The organism is Streptomyces glaucus (genome assembly GCF_039533365.1).
Classification (GTDB): domain Bacteria; phylum Actinomycetota; class Actinomycetes; order Streptomycetales; family Streptomycetaceae; genus Streptomyces; species Streptomyces glaucus.
Genome location: NZ_BAAATK010000026.1, coordinates 51468 through 68204, shown reverse-complemented (window position 1 = coordinate 68204; position 16737 = coordinate 51468). Strand labels below are relative to the sequence as shown.

Annotated in this window: 10 protein-coding genes; 6 read left to right on the top strand and 4 right to left on the bottom strand. The window is 73.9% G+C overall.

Annotation, left to right across the window (positions count from 1 at the left end; translation table 11 throughout):
* Positions 1–131 precede the first annotated feature (131 nt).
* Positions 132–989 (bottom strand): hypothetical protein, encoded by an 858-nt coding sequence (locus ABD363_RS19965; protein WP_344605441.1) that lies wholly within the window; start codon positions 987–989, stop codon positions 132–134.
* 167 nt (positions 990–1156) lie between these two features.
* Between ABD363_RS19965 and ABD363_RS19960 the strand changes: the two genes are divergently transcribed.
* Positions 1157–2476: a sensor histidine kinase gene (locus ABD363_RS19960; RefSeq protein WP_344605439.1), complete on the top strand. Its 1320-nt coding sequence runs from the start codon at positions 1157–1159 to the stop codon at positions 2474–2476.
* A 37-nt stretch (positions 2477–2513) separates the two neighbouring features.
* On the opposite strand, the gene ABD363_RS19955 is transcribed toward ABD363_RS19960, so the two are convergent.
* Together ABD363_RS19955 and ABD363_RS19950 are read right to left on the bottom strand one after the other, a co-directional pair.
* Positions 2514–3047 (bottom strand): SUKH-3 domain-containing protein, encoded by a 534-nt coding sequence (locus tag ABD363_RS19955; RefSeq protein WP_344605437.1) that lies wholly within the window; start codon positions 3045–3047, stop codon positions 2514–2516.
* Positions 3048–3105: 58 nt separating this feature from the next.
* Positions 3106–3630: a YwqJ-related putative deaminase gene (locus tag ABD363_RS19950; RefSeq protein ID WP_344605435.1), complete on the bottom strand. Its 525-nt coding sequence runs from the start codon at positions 3628–3630 to the stop codon at positions 3106–3108.
* Positions 3631–3952: 322 nt separating this feature from the next.
* Here ABD363_RS19950 and ABD363_RS19945 point away from each other — a divergent pair, with 322 nt between their 5' ends.
* Positions 3953–4972, top strand: a complete 1020-nt coding sequence (locus ABD363_RS19945; protein WP_344605433.1) for an SMI1/KNR4 family protein — start codon at positions 3953–3955, stop codon at positions 4970–4972.
* Between the two features lie 7 nt (positions 4973–4979).
* A complete protein-coding gene (locus tag ABD363_RS19940; RefSeq protein ID WP_344605431.1) occupies positions 4980–7460 on the top strand; it encodes an SUKH-4 family immunity protein in 2481 nt (826 codons plus the stop codon).
* Between the two features lie 110 nt (positions 7461–7570).
* Here ABD363_RS19940 and ABD363_RS19935 read toward each other — a convergent pair whose 3' ends face one another.
* Positions 7571–9067, bottom strand: a complete 1497-nt coding sequence (locus tag ABD363_RS19935) for an MFS transporter (protein ID WP_344605429.1) — start codon at positions 9065–9067, stop codon at positions 7571–7573.
* A 459-nt stretch (positions 9068–9526) separates the two neighbouring features.
* On the opposite strand from ABD363_RS19935, the gene ABD363_RS19930 reads away from it, so the two are divergent.
* The 3 genes from ABD363_RS19930 to mfd all read left to right on the top strand — a co-directional run bounded on the left by ABD363_RS19930 (position 9527) and on the right by mfd (position 16716).
* Complete coding sequence (locus tag ABD363_RS19930) at positions 9527–10315, top strand: ABC transporter ATP-binding protein (protein WP_344605427.1); 789 nt, start codon at positions 9527–9529, stop codon at positions 10313–10315.
* A complete protein-coding gene (locus ABD363_RS19925) occupies positions 10312–12891 on the top strand; it encodes an ABC transporter permease (protein WP_344605425.1) in 2580 nt (859 codons plus the stop codon). Before ABD363_RS19930 ends, ABD363_RS19925 begins: the two co-directional genes overlap by 4 nt.
* 291 nt (positions 12892–13182) lie before the next feature.
* Complete coding sequence (mfd, locus tag ABD363_RS19920) at positions 13183–16716, top strand: transcription-repair coupling factor (protein ID WP_344605423.1); 3534 nt, start codon at positions 13183–13185, stop codon at positions 16714–16716.
* The last annotated feature ends 21 nt before the right edge of the window (positions 16717–16737 follow it).

The following is a 16737-nucleotide window of genomic DNA, read 5'->3' as shown; positions in this document are numbered from 1 at the left end:
GACTCGGCTGTCAGGGCCCGTGTGAAGAAAGCTCCCCCATCAGGATTTGAACCTGAACTTAAGGGACCAAAACCCTCAGTGCTGCCTGATTACACCATGGGGGATGAAACTCGACTAAACCGGACATTCGGTCAGGTCGCCGAGTCGGCACCCAACACTATGCCGTACCAAGACCCCTCGATGCGACGGTACAAGTCGGCGCTCTGCAGGACTTTGATCACCAAGCAGCCGCGGTAGGAGTCGCCGACGTTCTTGCGGACCGTTTTCGGGTTGTGCTTCTTGAGGATCGTCTTGTTGAACGCGGAGCGGTCGGCGCCGACGATGCCGGCCCAGTATCGCTCCGCGGCCGCCACGTCGGCGGTCTCGTGGATCATGACGGTGAAGCGGAGACGCTCGCGTTCCACCTCCAGGAGGTCGAGCCAGGCCAGGAAGACCTGGATCATGCTCGGATCGCTGTTCACGAAGGTGACGTTCTCGCGGCGGTCGTACGGCTTGTCCTTGCCGCCCTCGGCCCAGTAGAGGCCCACGCCCACGAGGAACAACTCCCGGTGCGAGAGCCTGCCGACCGCCTGCTTGGCGGCATCCTTGGTGCGCTGCCGCTCCTCGTCGCGGATACGGAGTCTCGCCTCCCAGCCCCGCCTGGCGATCGCTGCCGCTTCCGCGGGGCTGCGCCTGTGCTCCGGCTTCGGCAGGTCTCGTACCCACAGCGAGATCGAACTCTTCGAGCAGCCCAGTTCCGCCTGGATCCGGTCGTACGTCCAGCCCTGGAGCCGCAGTTCCCGGGCCCGCTCGCGCAGGTCGTCCTTCGCGCGCGGCCGCTTGGTCCACTCCGGTGGGGGTTCTCCCTTCACCAGCCGGTGGAGGAGATCGTTGTTGTGGATCTTCAGTTCGTCGCGGATCCGGCGGAGGCTGAGCCCCGCGCGGCGCAGGGCCACCGCTCGTTCCCGGAGTCCTTCGAAGTCGGCGTACTTGCCGGACGCATGTGCCATGTGCATACCGTCCGGGCGGAATGGGGGATTCCGGGGGCGAACGGTGTGCGATTCGGCAGTTCGAGGGATTTCGGGGCGGATCGCTGTCGTCCGGTCGCGGGGTGTGGTGTGCGGGGATGCCGGAAAGTCGACGGAAAAGCCGTCGCGGGCGCCCGTAGGCTGGGGGCATGACCACGACGGGGGAAGACCACGTGGCGGTCCGGGGTGGGCCGTGGTGGTGGGACAGGCGGCGCGGCGCGGTGCTGGACGTGTCGCTGGCGGCCGTGTCGGCGTTGGAGTGTGCGTTCGAGGGGGTTCCGTTCGCGCGGGAGGCGGGGATTCCGCCGGCGGTGGGGGTGGTGTTCGGGCTGCTGGCCGGGGCCGTGCTGGTGGTGCGGCGCAAGTGGCCGGTGGCCGTGGTACTGGTGGCGGTCGCGATCACTCCGGCGCGGATGGGGTTTCTGCTGGGTGTCGTCGGTCTGTACACGCTGGCCGCGTGCGAGGTGCCGCGCCGGATCATCGCCTCGCTCGCGGGGATGTCGCTGGTCGGGACGGCGATCGTGACGTTCGTGCGGGTGCGGCAGGACCTGGCGCGGGGGGAGCCGACGCTCGGGGACTGGTTCGTGCCGTTCGCCGCGCTCACGATCTCGCTGGGGCTGACCGCGCCGCCGGTGCTGCTGGGGCTGTACGTGGGGGCGCGGCGGCGGCTGATGGAGAGTCTGCGGGAGCGGGCGGACAGTCTGGAGCGGGAGTTGCAGCTGCTCGCCGAGCGGGCGGAGGAGCGTGCGGAGTGGGCGCGGAACGAGGAGCGGACGCGGATCGCGCGGGAGATGCACGACGTCGTCGCGCATCGGGTGAGTCTGATGGTGGTGCATGCCGCCGCCCTCCAGGCCGTGGCCCGGAAGGATCCGGAGAAGGCCGTGCGGAACGCCGCGCTGGTGGGGGACATGGGGCGGCAGGCGCTGACCGAGCTGCGGGAGATGCTCGGGGTGCTGCGCAGCGGTGGGGACGGGCGGCGGGAGCGGCCGGTGGTGCCGCTGGCCGCGGTGGGGGCGGCGGCGGCCGCGGCGGCTTCGCGGGTCGCCGAGGACGCGGGCGGGGGTGCGGCGGAGGGGCCGTGCCTGGACGAGATCGGTGAGCTGGTCGGGCAGTCGGCGGCGGCGGGGATGGTCGTCGATCTGTCGGTCGAGGGGGAGGCGCGGGCGTATGCGCCGGAGGTGGAGCAGACGGCGTACCGGGTGGTGCAGGAGGCGCTGACGAACGTCCACAAGCACGCGGCGGGGGCGAGGACGCGTGTGCGGCTGGCGCATCGGGGGTCGGAGATCGCGATGCAGGTGGAGAACGAGCCGCCGCCGAAGGGGGCGTCGGCGTCGTCGGCGCGGTTGCCGTCCGGGGGGAACGGTCTGGTGGGGATGCGGGAGCGGGTGGTCGCGCTGGGCGGGGTGTTCGTGTCGGGGCCCACGGACGCGGGGGGTTTCCGGGTGTCGGCGGTGATTCCGGCGTCGTAGTGCCGCCGGGAGGCCGCCGGGGTGCGGCGGCCCGGTGTCATCCGGCGGTGAGGCGGGTGGGCTGTATGCCGGAGACGAGGGTGGTGAGGGCGTGGTCGACGTCGGGGCCGAGGTACCAGTCGCCGGTGTGGTCGAGGGCGTAGACGCGGCCCTGGGTGTCGATGGCGATCAGGGCCTGGGTGTCGGTCTCGGCGCCGAGGGGGCAGACCTCGGTGTCGAGGGCGCGGCCGAGGTCGCCGAGGGTGCGGGCCAGGTGGAGGCCGTGCAGGGGGTCGAGGTGGAGGGTGGCGGGGGCGACCTGGCGGCCGGGTCCGGTGGGGGTGAGGTGCAGGCCGCCGAATTCGGCCCAGGCCTCGACGGCGGCGGGGAAGACGGTGTGGCGGTGTCCGGCGGGGGAGGTGTGGCCGCGCAGGGTGTCGGCCCAGATCTCGGCCTGTTCGATGTCCCAGCGTCCGGGGCGCCAGCCGGCGGCGCGCAGGGCGGCGTCGACGGGGACGGGGAAGCGGGGCGGGAGTGCTCCCTGTCCGAACGGGGCGGGGGGCTGGGGGGAGGGGGCGCGGTCGGTGTGCATCTGCCCTTCGATCGTCGGTGGTCGTGGGGTGTTCGAGGTGGTTCGGGGTGGTCCGGGGTCAGTCGGCAGTGGGGTCGACGATGCGGACGCCGAAGTGGGCGCTGAGGGCGGTGCAGGCGCGGCAGGGGGCGGCGAAGCTGCCGTGCAGGGGGTCGCCGTCCTCGCGGATGCGGCGGGCGGTGAGTTTGGCGTGCTTGAGGGCTTTGCGGGCTTCGCCGTTGGTCATGGGCTTGCGGGAGGCGCGTTTGCTGCGGGCGGCGTCGGCGGCGGCGATGTGGCGGGAGATGAGGATGGTCTCGGCGCAGCGACCGGTGAAGCGGTCGCGCTGGTCGCTGGTGAGGGTGTCGAGGAAGTCCTGCACGAGGGGGTGGAGGGCGGGGGGTGTGTCGCCGCGGGCGGCGGTGCCGGTGAGGGTGGTGCCGCGGACGGAGAGGGCGGCGGCGATGGTGGGCAGGATGCCGTCGCGGCGGTGACGGAGGGTCGGCGGGGCGGGGGCGGCGGTGGCGCTCCAGCCGATGCGGGGGTCGCCGTTCCGGGGGTCGCCCGGCCTGCTGGTCCGTGGTCCGGTGTGCGTCGCGTTCATGATCGTCATCCCCTCCCGAGCGTCCCCCCGGCGGTCACAGACTGCCAAATGCCGCGGCCGGTGTGGAAGCTGGGGCGGGGCGACACGCCCGGGTCCGGGCGGGTTGTCACGGTGGGGTGACGGCTGGTCACGGCGGTGGCGGGGGGTGGGGGCCGGTGCCGGTGACCGGTGTCGACGTACCGCATAGGCTGTCGGCACCGCGATCCATGCGGTGATCCGTGTGGTCGGCGCGTGGTGAGGACAGAGGTGACAGTCGCTGCGGTCCGCAGGGTGCCAGAGGTGGTCCTGCGGGTCGTACTGAATGCCGCAGGGGGCAACCGCCATGACGACAGGTCGGCTCGGGCTGGGGGCACCTCCCGGCCGCCAGGCCCAGGGACACGCCGCGCCGCCGAACGCGGCCTACGCCGGGCAGGTCGTGCATTTCCCGGATCCGGTCCGGGCGGCCCGTCACCCGAGGGGGGTGCGGGTGGACGAGCGTGGCTACCCCGACTTCTCCCCGTACGCGCGGGCGGCGGCGGAGATCGCCGAGCCGCCGGAGGGGTTCGGGGTCGACGAGTTGCGGCTGACGGACTACGTGTCGGCGAACGCGGCGCTGGCGGCGTCCGGGCACGAGTTGTGGGACACGGTGCCGGCGGTGGCGACGCCGCACGGCTGGACGTGGCACCACGTGGCGGGGACGCGGCGGCTGGAGCTGGTGCCGGTCGAGGTGAAGGCGCTGCTGCGGCACCACGGCGGGCTCGCGACGGCGAACGTGGACCAGGGCAAGCGGGGGACGCGGCCGTTGCAGGAGACCCGTCCGGCGCACTTCGGGCTGCCGAAGTCGGGGGTCGCGGTGACGGAGCAGCAGGTGCAGGGGGTCGAGGAGGATCTGGGGTACCGGCTGCCGGGCGCGTACCGGTCGTTCCTGAAGGCGGCGGGCGGGTGCGCGCCGGTGGGGACGGCGCTGGACGCGGAGCTGGGGCTGCTGGTGGACCAGCCGTTCTTCACGGTGCGGGAGGAGGCGGCGGTCAACGACCTGGTGTACGTCAACAAGTGCCTGCGGGACCATCTGACGAAGGACTATCTCGGGGTCGCGTTCCTCCAGGGCGGGTTGCTGGCCGTGAAGGTGAAGGGCGACCGGGTGGGTTCGGTGTGGTTCTGCGCGTACGACGACGCGCGTGACGTGGATCCGTCGTGGTCGCCGGCGGAGCGGGTGGAGCGGCTGCTGCTGCCGTGCGGGGACGACTTCGACGCGTTCCTGTCGCGGCTGGCGGGGTCGCCGCCGGAGTTGGAGACCGTGGCGAATCTGATGGTGGACGGCGGGTTCGCGCGTGCCGTTCCCGTCTCTTCCGTGGGGGAGTGAGCTGGCGATGGTGACGTTCGCGCAGGCGCAGGAGCGCGCGGAGGAGTGGATCAACGGGGACGTGCCGGCGTACCAGCACCGTGAGGTGCGGGTGCGGGAGTTCGAGCTGGGGTTCGTGGTCTGGGCGGAGGACCGGGCGGACGGGCCGCGTTCGGACGGGGGCGCGCAGCGGCTGGTGATCGCGCGGGACAGCGGTGAGGCGACGCTGTGGCCCGCGCTGCCGGTGGGCGAGGTGATCCGCCGCTACGAGGAGGAGTACGGCCGCCCGGACGCCGTGGACTCCCCGGCGCCGGCGCCCGCGGCGCGGGTGGATCTGAACCAGACGTCGTTCCTGCTGAGTCCGCCGGAGTGGCTGCAGGAGGCGGCGGACCGGCTGGGGATCGCGGACCGGCGGGGCGACGGCCCGGGCGGGGAGTCCGGGGCGGGGGCCGAGGAGGCCGCCGCCGGGTCCGGCGCCGTGGCGTCGGGGGCGCCCGCCGCGCCCGGCGGCGGCGTGGCGTGGCCGGCCGCCGGGGGCGATGACGCGGACGGCTCCGGTGCGGGCGCGGGGGCGCCCGCCGGGGCGCCGCCGTCCGCCGGGACGGACACGACCGCGGACGCGGGCGAGGAGCGTTCCGTACCGCTGCCCGAGACGGTGTTCGCGCCGCCGCTGAGCGCCGCCGACGTCGGGGCGCCGCCGCCCGCGGTGTCGCCGGACGCCGGGACGGCGTCGATGGAGGGCGGCAGCCGGCTCCCGCCGACGGCGCCTGCGCCGGGCGGCACGGCCCCCGCGGCGGGTGCGCCGCAGGGGAGCACGCCGCCGCCCGGGTACGGGTATCCGCAGGGGCCCGGTACGCCGCCGGGTGCTCCGCGGGTGCCGGGGCGGCCGGACGCGTCGAGCGCCAGGGACAGCGCCGACGCCGCGACCGGCAAGGCGGCGCCGCCGCCTCCGCCGGGTGCGCCGCAGCCGCCGGGTGCGCCGAACGTGCCGGGTGCGCCGAACGTGCCGGGTACGCCGGGGGCGCGTCCCGGCGGCACGTCCGCGCCCTCCGGTCCGGGAGCGCCGGGGACGCCGGGGACGCCGGCGGGCGGGTACGTGCCGACGCAGCTCGTGTCGGCGCTGGGAGCCGACGGCCCCGAGGGGACGGGCGGGGCGGGCGCGCCGCAGCCGCCGGCTGCTCCCGGCGCGCCGGGAGCTCCGGGGACGCCCGGTGCGCCGAATCCGCCGGGTGCGCCGCAGTCTGCGGGTGGGCCGCCTCCGCCGGGTGCGCCGAATCCGCCGGGTGCGCCGAGCGTGCCGGGTGCGCCGCCGCAGCCGCCCGGTGCCCCCGGTGCCGTGCACCACGCCGAGACGGTGCTGGCCGCGCCCCCGGCCGGCGGCCCCGGTGTGCCCCCGCCGCCGCAGCCGCCGGGCGCGCCCCGTACGCCGCCTCCGCCGGGAGCTCCCGGCGTGCCGCCCGGTGCCGTGCCGCCGCCGGGCGCGCCCGTGCCCGGGCAGCCGCCGGCGTACGGGTATCCGCAGCAGCCCGCCGGGCGGCCGACCGTCGGCCCCGGCTATCAGGCCGTGCTGCGCTACCGGGCGCAGGACGGGTCCGAGCAGCAGCTGATCCGGCGTTCGGCGCCGGGCATGCCGCACCCGGAGTGGCAGATCTTCCACGAGCTGCGGGCGATGAACGTGCCGCCGGACCAGGTGCTGGAGCTGCACACGGAGCTGGAGTCGTGCGAGCTGCCGGGCGCGTACTGCGCCCGGATGATCCGGGAGCAGTGGCCGCAGGCGCGGATCACGTCCATCGCGCCGTACGGCACGGACCACGCGGGCCGGCGCCAGGGCATGCAGCAGCTCCTCGCCCACCAGGGCGAGCTGCACCAGGTGGCGGACGGCCCGGCGCGGCCGGCGCCGGTGCGCGCGCCGCTGCCGCCGGTGCCGCCCGCGCCGCCGGTTCCGCCGGAGGGCGTCGCGCAGGAGCTGGGGGCGGCGTTCGGGCCGGGGATCTTCCGGTTCGAGCAGGCCGCGGTGGACCGGCAGGGCGTGCCGCCGGTCGTGGCGCACACGCTGGTGGTGGCGGGGCTGCCGCTGGACATGGGCCCGTTCTTCTGGGCGCAGGCCCAGCCGGGGCGGCCGGTGCCGACGCTGGCGGAGCTGGCGGCCGAGCGCGGGGTGCAGCCGGCCCCGGACGCGGGCTCGTACCTGGTGGTGGGCAGCGACTTCGGCAAGGCGATCTGCGTGCAGTACGGCACCGCGAACATCGTCGCCGTGCCGGTGGAGGCGGGGCCGGGCGGGGCGCCCGTACCGCCGCAGTTCGTGAACACCGGGCTGCCGGAGTTCGCGCGCTGCCTGGCGCTGCTCGGCCGGATGTGGCGCCTGAGGTACGGGCTGAACCAGGAGCAGGCGGGCCGCTGGACCGTCGACTTCCAGGCCCAGCTGGCCGCGCTGGACCCGGCGGCGCTCGGGTCGCCGGAGAGCTGGTGGTCGGTGCTGCTGGAGCAGATGTGGGACGGGCTGCTGTGAGGCGGCGCCGTCGCTGACGCGCCCCGTGGGCCCGGCCCCGGCCGGGGCCGGGGCGGCCGTCGGCGGTGAGGCGGGCCACGGCGGTGAAGGCGTCGCGCTCCAGGACCGCCTCAGTCCGCCAGCACCGGGAATCTCCGCGGCGCCAGCACCAGCAGCACCGCGAAGGCCAGCACCGCCGCGCCGGCCGCGCCCAGGTAGACCGCGTGCACGGCGTCGGCGACGGCCCGCCGGGTGGTCTCGGACGCGGCGCCCGCGTCCAGCGCCCGCGTCACCGCGTCGAGGTCGCCCGCGCCGCCCAGCCGTGCCGCCAGCACCCCGTTGGCGACGGCGCCGAACACCGCGGCCCCGACCGTCTGGCCGGTCTGGCGGCAGAAGAGGACGGACGCGGTCGCCGTGCCGCGCTCGGACCAGCCCACCGTCGACTGGACGCCGACGATCAGCGGGAGCTGGAACAGGCCGAGGGCGGCGCCGAGCAGCAGCATCAGCAGGGCCGGCTGCCAGGCCTCGCCCGGGTAGGGCAGGAAGGGGAACGCGCACAGGATCAGCGCGGCCGTGCCGATGCCCAGCACGGCCGTGTCGCGGAAGCCGATCCTGCGGTACACGTGCTGGCTCAGCGCCGCCGACACCGGCCAGCTGAGCGTCCAGACGGACAGCACGAAACCGGCGGCCACGGGGGCCAGGCCCAGCACCGCCTGGGCGTAGGTGGGCAGGAACACCGTCGGGGCCACCATCAGCAGGCCCAGCGCGCCCAGGGCGAGGTTCACCGCGGCGATCGTGCGGCGCCGCCACACCCACCCCGGGATGATCGGTTCCGCCGCCCGGCGTTCCACCACGGCCACGACCCCCGCCAGCAGGAGTCCCGCGCCGAACAGGGCGAGGGAGGGCGCCGACAGCCACGGCCACGCCACCCCGCCCTGCACCAGGGCGGTGAGCAGTACGCCGCCGCAGGCGAAGACCGCGAGCGCGCCCGCCCAGTCGATGCGCGGGCGCGGGCCGGTGTCCTCCCGCTGCGGCTCGTGCAGGTACCGGGCGATCAGCCACAGGGCGAGAGCCCCGACCGGCAGGTTGACCAGGAAGATCCAGCGCCAGTCGGCGTACGCGGCAAGCACTCCGCCCAGGCCCGGGCCGGCGACCGCGGACACCGCCCACACCGTGGACAGCTTCGCCTGGATCTTCGGGCGCTCCTTGAGCGGGTACAGGTCGGCGGCGAGCGTCTGCACCGTGCCCTGCAGGGCGCCGCCGCCCAGGCCCTGCACGACGCGGAAGGCGATGAGCGCGGCCATGTTCCAGGCGAGCGCGCACAGCAGGGAGCCGAGGAGGAACAGGGCGGCGCCCGCGATCAGCACCGGTTTGCGGCCGAAGGTGTCGGAGAGCTTGCCGTAGACGGGGAGGGTGACGGTGACGGCCAGCAGGTAGCCGGAGAACAGCCAGGAGAAGACGGAGAAGCCGCCGAGGTCGCCGACGATCTGCGGGACGGCGGTGGAGACGACGGTGGAGTCCAGCGCCGCCAGCGCCATCGCCAGCATCAGGGCGGCGACGACGGCGCCGCGCCGGCCGGCCGTGGCGGGGCGCGCGGTGTCGCGCAGCGCGGGTCTGGTGCCGCCCACCCGGATCCCCTCCTCCTCGGACCCGTCGCGGGCCCCGCTTTCCCCGTACACCTGTCTGCCGCGCACAGCTTCCCACCCGGGCCCGGCGCGGCGGGAGAGCGGGGCCGGGTGCGACCGGAGGAGGAGAGCGACCCCGAGAGGCGCTCCGCCGAAGGGTGTACCGCCCCTAGGGGTTCCTCCGCACCACGGCTCGGGGAGGGTTCGTACCGGCGGAGGACGAGCGGGGGACGGGGGCGTCCTTAACCTGGCTTCACACCGGCGGGGGCGGTGGACCGTACCGATGGGGTGGGGTTTTCCCCCGGCACAAGAGTGCGCCGGGCACCAGCGCGCCGGACCCCCGGCGACGGCCAGACTCGGGGACGCACCGCTTTTCGTCGCGCTTCTTTCGACACCGCTGAGCACGACCGCTCGACGCCGGGCACCGGCGACCGACTTGACGACCGACATAGGAGACATGCCATGACATCGGCCGTGACCATCACCAGGCACGGGGGTACGGGAGAGCGTACGGCCGTTGCCGCGCGAGCCCGGCAGGTCGTGAAGGCGTACGGGGCCGGGGAGACCCGGGTCGTCGCCCTCGACCACGTCGACGTGGACATCGACCGGGGCCGGTTCACCGCGATCATGGGACCCTCGGGGTCCGGCAAGTCCACCCTGATGCACTGCCTGGCCGGGCTCGACACCGTGACGTCCGGGAAGATCTACCTCGACGAGACCGAGATCACCGGGCTGAAGGACAAGAAGCTCACCCGGCTGCGCCGGGACCGGATCGGGTTCATCTTCCAGGCGTTCAACCTGCTGCCGACGCTGAACGCGCTGGAGAACATCACGCTGCCCATGGACATAGCGGGCCGCAAGCCGGACCGGCAGTGGCTGGAGCGGGTGGTGGAGACGGTCGGGCTCGCCGGGCGGCTCAAGCACCGGCCGACGCAGCTGTCGGGCGGCCAGCAGCAGCGGGTCGCGGTGGCGCGGGCGCTCGCCGCCCGGCCCGAGATCATCTTCGGGGACGAGCCGACCGGCAACCTCGACTCCCGCGCGGGCGCCGAGGTGCTGGGCTTCCTGCGCCGCTCGGTCGACGAGCTGGGCCAGACGATCGTCATGGTCACCCACGACCCGGTCGCCGCCTCCTACGCCGACCGCGTGCTGTACCTCGCCGACGGCCGCATCGTCGACGAGATGCACCAGCCGACGGCCGATCAGGTCCTGGACCGCATGAAGGACTTCGACGCGCGGGGGCGCACGTCATGACCGTGCTGAAGACCTCGATGCGCAACTTCCTCGCGCACAAGGGCCGCATGGCGCTGTCGGCGGTGGCCGTGCTGCTGTCGGTGGCGTTCGTGTGCGGCACGCTGGTGTTCACCGACACGATGAGCACCACGTTCGACAAGCTGTTCGCGGCCACCTCGTCGGACGTCACGGTGAGCGCCAAGGGCGCCTCCGACACGGGGGAGACGACCTCCGACGACGGCAAGCCGCCGGTGATACCGGCCTCCGTGCTCGACGAGGTGCGCGGGGCGGACGGGGTGAAGTCGGCCGAGGGCACGGTGTTCTCCACCTCGGTGACCGTCGTCGACGGCGACCGGGACAACCTGTCGCCCACCAACGGCGGCCCGACCATCGTCGGCAGCTGGAACGGCACCGACGCCCGCACCATGGAGATCACCTCCGGTGCGGCGCCCGAGGGCCCGGACCAGATCATGGTCGACGCCGACACCGCCGACAAGCACGGCCTGGAGCTCGGCGACGAGATCGGCGTGATCAGCGTCGTCGGCACGCACACGGCGAGGATCTCCGGCATCGCCGAGTTCACCGTCACCAACCCCGGCGCGGCGGTCTTCTACCTGGACACGAGGACCGCGCAGCGGACCCTGGTCGGCGGCAGCGGCGTCTACACCAACGTCAACGTCACCGCCGCGGCCGGCGTCAGCGACGCGCAGCTGAAGAAGAACGTCCTGGCCGAACTCGGCGGCGGCTACAAGGTGCAGACCGCCGAGGAGACCGCGGAGGCCAACCGGAAGAGCGTCGAGGACTTCATGAACGTCATGAAGTACGCGATGCTCGGCTTCGCCGGGATCGCCTTCCTCGTCGGCATCTTCCTGATCGTCAACACCTTCTCCATGCTGGTCGCCCAGCGCACCCGCGAGATCGGCCTGATGCGGGCCATCGGCTCCTCCCGCAAGCAGGTCAACCGCTCGGTGCTGGCCGAGGCGCTGCTGCTCGGCGTCGTCGGCTCGGTGCTCGGCGTCGGCGCGGGCGTCGGGCTCGCGGTCGGGCTGATGAACCTCATGGGCCTGATGGGCATGGAGCTGTCCACGGACGACCTCACCATCGCCTGGACGACCCCGGTGACCGGCCTGGTCCTGGGCGTCGTCGTCACCGTGCTGGCCGCCTACCTGCCCGCGCGGCGGGCCGGGAGGATCTCCCCGATGGCCGCGCTGCGCGACGCCGGGACCCCGGCGGACGGCAGGGCCGGCCGGGTGCGGGGCGCCGTCGGCCTGCTTCTCACCGGCGCCGGCGCCGGCGCCCTGTACCTGGCGGGGGCCGCCGACAGGGCCGCGGACGGCTCCCTGTGGCTGGGCCTGGGCGTGGTGCTGTCCCTGCTCGGCTTCGTCGTCGTCGGCCCGGTGCTGGCGAGCGGCGTGGTGCGGGTCCTCGGCGCGGTCCTGCTGCGGGTCTTCGGCCCCGTGGGCCGCATGGCCGAGCGCAACGCGCTGCGCAACCCGCGCCGCACCGGCGCCACCGGAGCGGCCCTGATGATCGGCCTGGCACTGGTGGCCTGCCTGTCGGTGGTCGGCTCCTCAATGGTCGCCTCGGCCACGGACCAGCTCGACAAAACGGTCGGCACCGACTTCATCGTCCAGTCCGACAGCGGCCAGCTGATCACTCCGCAGGTCGTCGAGGCGGCCAGGAACACGCCGGGCCTGGAGCGGGTCACCGAGTACAAGGTGCTCGACGCCGACCTGACCACGCCCGACGGGAAGACCTCGAAGGGCGAGACGATCAACGCGGCCGACCCGACGTACGTCGAGGACCTGCGCACCGAGACCGTCGCGGGCGACCTCGCCGACGCCTACCGCCCGGACTCGATGTCCGTCTTCGAGGGCTTCGCCGAGGAACACGGACTGACCGTCGGCTCCCAGGTGAAGGTCGACTTCCGGGACGGCCGCACCGCCACGCTCACCGTCCGCGCGATCACCAGCGACGACGTGGTGATCGACAAGGGCGCGATGTACGCCTCGATCGCCACGGTCGCCGAGTACGTGCCGGCCGGGAAGATGCCGCTGGACGTGCTGCTCTTCGCCTCGGCGGAGGAGGGACGGCAGGACGCCGCGTACCGGGACCTGAAGGCCGCGCTGGACGACTACCCGCAGTACACCGTCCGCGACCAGACCGACTACAAGGAAGCCCTGAAGGACCAGATCGGCCAGCTGCTGAACATGGTCTACGGCCTGCTCGCCCTCGCGATCGTCGTCGCGGTGCTCGGCGTGGTGAACACCCTGGCCCTGTCGGTGGTCGAGCGGACCCGGGAGATCGGCCTGCTGCGCGCGATCGGCCTCTCCCGCCGCCAGCTGCGCCGCATGATCCGCATGGAGTCCGTCGTCATCGCCCTCTTCGGCGCCCTGCTGGGCCTCGGCCTGGGCATGGCCTGGGGCGCCACCGCGCAGCAGCTGCTCGCCCTGGAGGGCCTGAACGTCCTCGACATCCCCTGGCCGACGATCACCGGCGTCTTCGTCGCCTCGGCCTTCGTGGGCCTGTTCGCGGCCCTGATCCCGGCGTTCCGCGCGGGGCGGATGAACGTGCTGAACGCGATCGCCACCGAGTAGCCGCCCCACGGGGGCCGTTCCGGCCCGGTGCCGGGAAGCCGCAGCGGCTTCCCGGCACCGGGCCGCCGGCGTGCGGGGCGGCGGGTCCCCGGGAGGCGGAGCCCCGCGGCGCCGGCCGCCCCGCCGGCCACGGCACCGCGCCGGTCACGGCGCCTCACCAGCCACCGCAGGAACCGGCGTTGTCCACAGCCCCCCGTGCACGGCGCCGCACCGTCGTACGCTGGAGACCCCCGGCCCGTCGCACGCGTCGGGCCCGTCGTGTTGCCCACCCCCGGACGAAAGCCGCCCCCCATGAGCCTGCACGGTCTGCTCGACGCCGTCGTCAAGGACGCCGCCCTCGCGGAAGCGGTCAAGGCCGCCGCGGACGGCAACCGCATGCACGTCGACCTGGTCGGCCCCCCGGCGGCCCGCCCCTTCACGGTCGCGGCCCTCGCCCGGGAGACCGGCCGCCCCGTGCTGGCGGTGACGGCGACGGGACGCGAGGCGGAGGACCTGGCCGCCGCCCTGCGCTCCCTGCTGCCCCCGGAGGGGGTCGTGGAGTACCCCTCCTGGGAGACCCTCCCGCACGAGCGCCTCAGCCCCCGCAGCGACACCGTCGGCCGCCGCCTGGCCGTGCTGCGCCGCCTGGCCCACCCCAGCGCCGACGACCCCGGGGCCGGCCCGGTCTCCGTCGTCGTCGCACCCGTGCGGTCCGTGCTGCAGCCGCAGGTCAAGGGCCTCGGCGACCTGGAACCGGTCTCCCTGCGGACCGGCCAGAACGCCGACCTGGACGACGTGGTGAACGCCCTCGCCGCCGCCGCGTACACGCGTGTGGAGCTGGTCGAGAAGCGCGGCGAGTTCGCCGTGCGCGGCGGCATCCTGGACGTCTTCCCGCCCACCGAGGAACACCCCCTGCGCATCGAGTTCTGGGGCGACGACGTCGAGGAGATCCGCTACTTCAAGGTCGCCGACCAGCGCTCCCTGGAGGTCGCCGAGCACGGCCTGTGGGCACCGCCCTGCCGCGAGCTGCTGCTCACCGAGGACGTCCGCGCCCGCGCGCGTGCGCTCGCCGAGGACCACCCCGAGCTGGGCGAGCTGCTCGGCAAGATCGCCGAGGGGATCGCGGTGGAGGGCATGGAGTCCCTGGCGCCCGTCCTCGTCGACGAGATGGAGCTGCTGCTCGACGTGCTGCCCCAGGGCTCCATGGCCGTCGTGTGCGACCCGGAGCGGGTGCGGACGCGGGCCGCCGACCTCGTGGCCACCAGCCAGGAGTTCCTCCAGGCCTCCTGGGCGGCCACCGCGGGCGGCGGCGAGGCGCCCATCGACGTCGGCGCGGCCTCCCTGTGGTCCCTCGCGGACGTCCGGGACCGGGCCGGCGAACTGGGCATGATGTGGTGGTCGGTGTCACCGTTCGCCGCCGACGCCCTGGAGGAGGCCGACACGCTCAAGCTCGGCATGCGCGCGCCGGAGGCCTACCGCGGCGACACCGCCCGCGCGCTGGCCGACACCAAGGGCTGGCTCGCCGACGGCTGGCGCACGGTCTTCGTCACCGAGGGCCACGGCCCGGCCGCCCGCACGGTCGAGGTGCTCGGCGGCGAGGGCGTCGCGGCCCGCCTGGACACGGACCTCGGCGAGATCTCCCCGTCCGTCGTGCACGTCGCCTGCGGCTGCATCGACCACGGCTTCGTCGACCCGGTGCTCAGGATCGCCGTGCTCACCGAGACCGACCTGTCCGGCCAGAAGGCCGCCGGCCGGGACGGCGCCCGGATGCCGGCCCGGCGCCGCAAGACCATCGACCCGCTCACCCTGGAGCCGGGCGACCACATCGTCCACGAGCAGCACGGCGTGGGCCGCTACATCGAGATGGTGCAGCGCACCGTGCAGGGCGCGACCCGCGAGTACCTGGTCGTGGAGTACGCCCCCGCCAAGCGCGGCCAGCCCGGCGACCGCCTCTACATCCCCACCGACCAGCTGGAGCAGATCACCAAGTACGTCGGCGGCGAGGCCCCCACCCTGCACCGGCTGGGCGGCGCCGACTGGACCAAGACCAAGGCCCGCGCGAAGAAGGCGGTCAAGGAGATCGCCGCCGACCTGATCAAGCTGTACAGCGCGCGCATGGCGGCGCCCGGCCACGCCTTCTCCCCCGACACGCCCTGGCAGCGCGAGCTGGAGGACGCCTTCCCCTACGCGGAGACCCCCGACCAGCTCACCACGATCGCCGAGGTCAAGGAGGACATGGAGAAGTCGGTCCCGATGGACCGCCTGATCTGCGGCGACGTCGGCTACGGCAAGACCGAGATCGCGGTGCGGGCCGCCTTCAAGGCCGTGCAGGACGGCAAGCAGGTGGCCGTGCTCGTGCCGACGACGCTGCTGGTGCAGCAGCACTTCGGCACGTTCTCCGAGCGGTACGCGCAGTTCCCGGTGACCGTGAAGGCGCTGTCCCGCTTCCAGACCGACACCGAGGCCAAGGCGGTGCTGGAGGGGCTGCGCGACGGCACGGTGGACGTCGTCATCGGCACCCACCGCCTGTTCTCCTCCGAGACCAAGTTCAAGGACCTGGGCCTGGTCATCGTCGACGAGGAGCAGCGCTTCGGCGTCGAGCACAAGGAGCAGCTGAAGAAGCTGCGGGCCAACGTCGACGTGCTGACCATGTCCGCGACGCCGATCCCGCGCACCCTGGAGATGGCGGTCACCGGCATCCGCGAGATGTCCACGATCACCACCCCGCCGGAGGAGCGCCACCCGGTGCTCACCTTCGTCGGCCCGTACGAGGAGAAGCAGATCGGCGCGGCGATCCGCCGCGAACTGCTGCGCGAGGGCCAGGTCTTCTACATCCACAACCGGGTCGAGTCCATCGACCGGGCGGCGGCCCGGCTGCGGCAGATCGTGCCCGAGGCGCGCATCGCCACCGCCCACGGCCAGATGTCGGAGGCGGCGCTGGAGAAGGTCGTCGTCGACTTCTGGGAGAAGAAGTTCGACGTGCTGGTGTCGACGACGATCGTCGAGTCCGGCATCGACATCTCCAACGCCAACACCCTGATCGTCGAGCGTGGCGACACCTTCGGCCTGTCGCAGCTGCACCAGCTGCGCGGCCGGGTGGGCCGGGGCCGCGAGCGCGGCTACGCCTACTTCCTCTACCCGCCGGAGAAGCCGCTGACGGAGACCGCCCACGAGCGCCTGGCCACCATCGCCCAGCACACGGAGATGGGCGCGGGCATGTACGTCGCGATGAAGGACCTGGAGATCCGCGGCGCGGGCAACCTGCTCGGCGGCGAACAGTCCGGCCACATCGCGGGCGTCGGCTTCGACCTGTACGTGCGGATGGTCGGCGAGGCCGTCGCCGACTACCGGCGCCAGCTGGAGACGGGCGAGATCGAGGAGGAGGCGCCGCTGGAGGTCAAGATCGAGCTCCCCGTCGACGCGCACGTCCCGCACGACTACGCCCCCGGCGAGCGGCTGCGGCTCCAGGCGTACCGCGCCATCGCCTCCGCCAACAGCGAGGAGGACATCAAGGCCGTACGCGAGGAACTCGTCGACCGCTACGGCAAGCTGCCCGAGCCGGTGGAGAACCTGCTGCTGGTCGCGGGCCTGCGGATGCTCGCGCGCGCGTGCGGCGTCGGCGAGATCGTCCTGCAGGGCGCCAACGTCCGCTTCGCGCCGGTGGACCTGCGCGAGTCGCAGGAGCTCAGGGTCAAGCGGCTGTACCCCGGGACCGTCGTCAAGCCGTCGGCGCACCAGGTGCTGGTGCCGCGCCCGAAGACGGCGAAGGTGGGCGGCAAGCCGGTGGTCGGGCGGGAACTGCTCGCCTGGACCGGGGAGTTCCTGACGTCGGTCCTGGGGTCGTGAGCCGGGCCCGGGCGCGGGTGC

Bases quoted from the DNA above. Each gene is read 5' to 3' on its own strand.
- ABD363_RS19965 (WP_344605441.1), bottom strand. From the start codon at position 989: ATGGCACATGCGTCCGGCAAGTACGCCGACTTCGAAGGACTCCGGGAA.
- ABD363_RS19960 (WP_344605439.1), top strand. From the start codon at position 1,157: ATGACCACGACGGGGGAAGACCACGTGGCGGTCCGGGGTGGGCCGTGG.
- ABD363_RS19955 (WP_344605437.1), bottom strand. From the start codon at position 3,047: ATGCACACCGACCGCGCCCCCTCCCCCCAGCCCCCCGCCCCGTTCGGA.
- ABD363_RS19950 (WP_344605435.1), bottom strand. From the start codon at position 3,630: ATGAACGCGACGCACACCGGACCACGGACCAGCAGGCCGGGCGACCCC.
- ABD363_RS19945 (WP_344605433.1), top strand. From the start codon at position 3,953: ATGACGACAGGTCGGCTCGGGCTGGGGGCACCTCCCGGCCGCCAGGCC.
- ABD363_RS19940 (WP_344605431.1), top strand. From the start codon at position 4,980: ATGGTGACGTTCGCGCAGGCGCAGGAGCGCGCGGAGGAGTGGATCAAC.
- ABD363_RS19930 (WP_344605427.1), top strand. From the start codon at position 9,527: ATGACATCGGCCGTGACCATCACCAGGCACGGGGGTACGGGAGAGCGT.
- ABD363_RS19925 (WP_344605425.1), top strand. From the start codon at position 10,312: ATGACCGTGCTGAAGACCTCGATGCGCAACTTCCTCGCGCACAAGGGC.
- mfd (WP_344605423.1), top strand. From the start codon at position 13,183: ATGAGCCTGCACGGTCTGCTCGACGCCGTCGTCAAGGACGCCGCCCTC.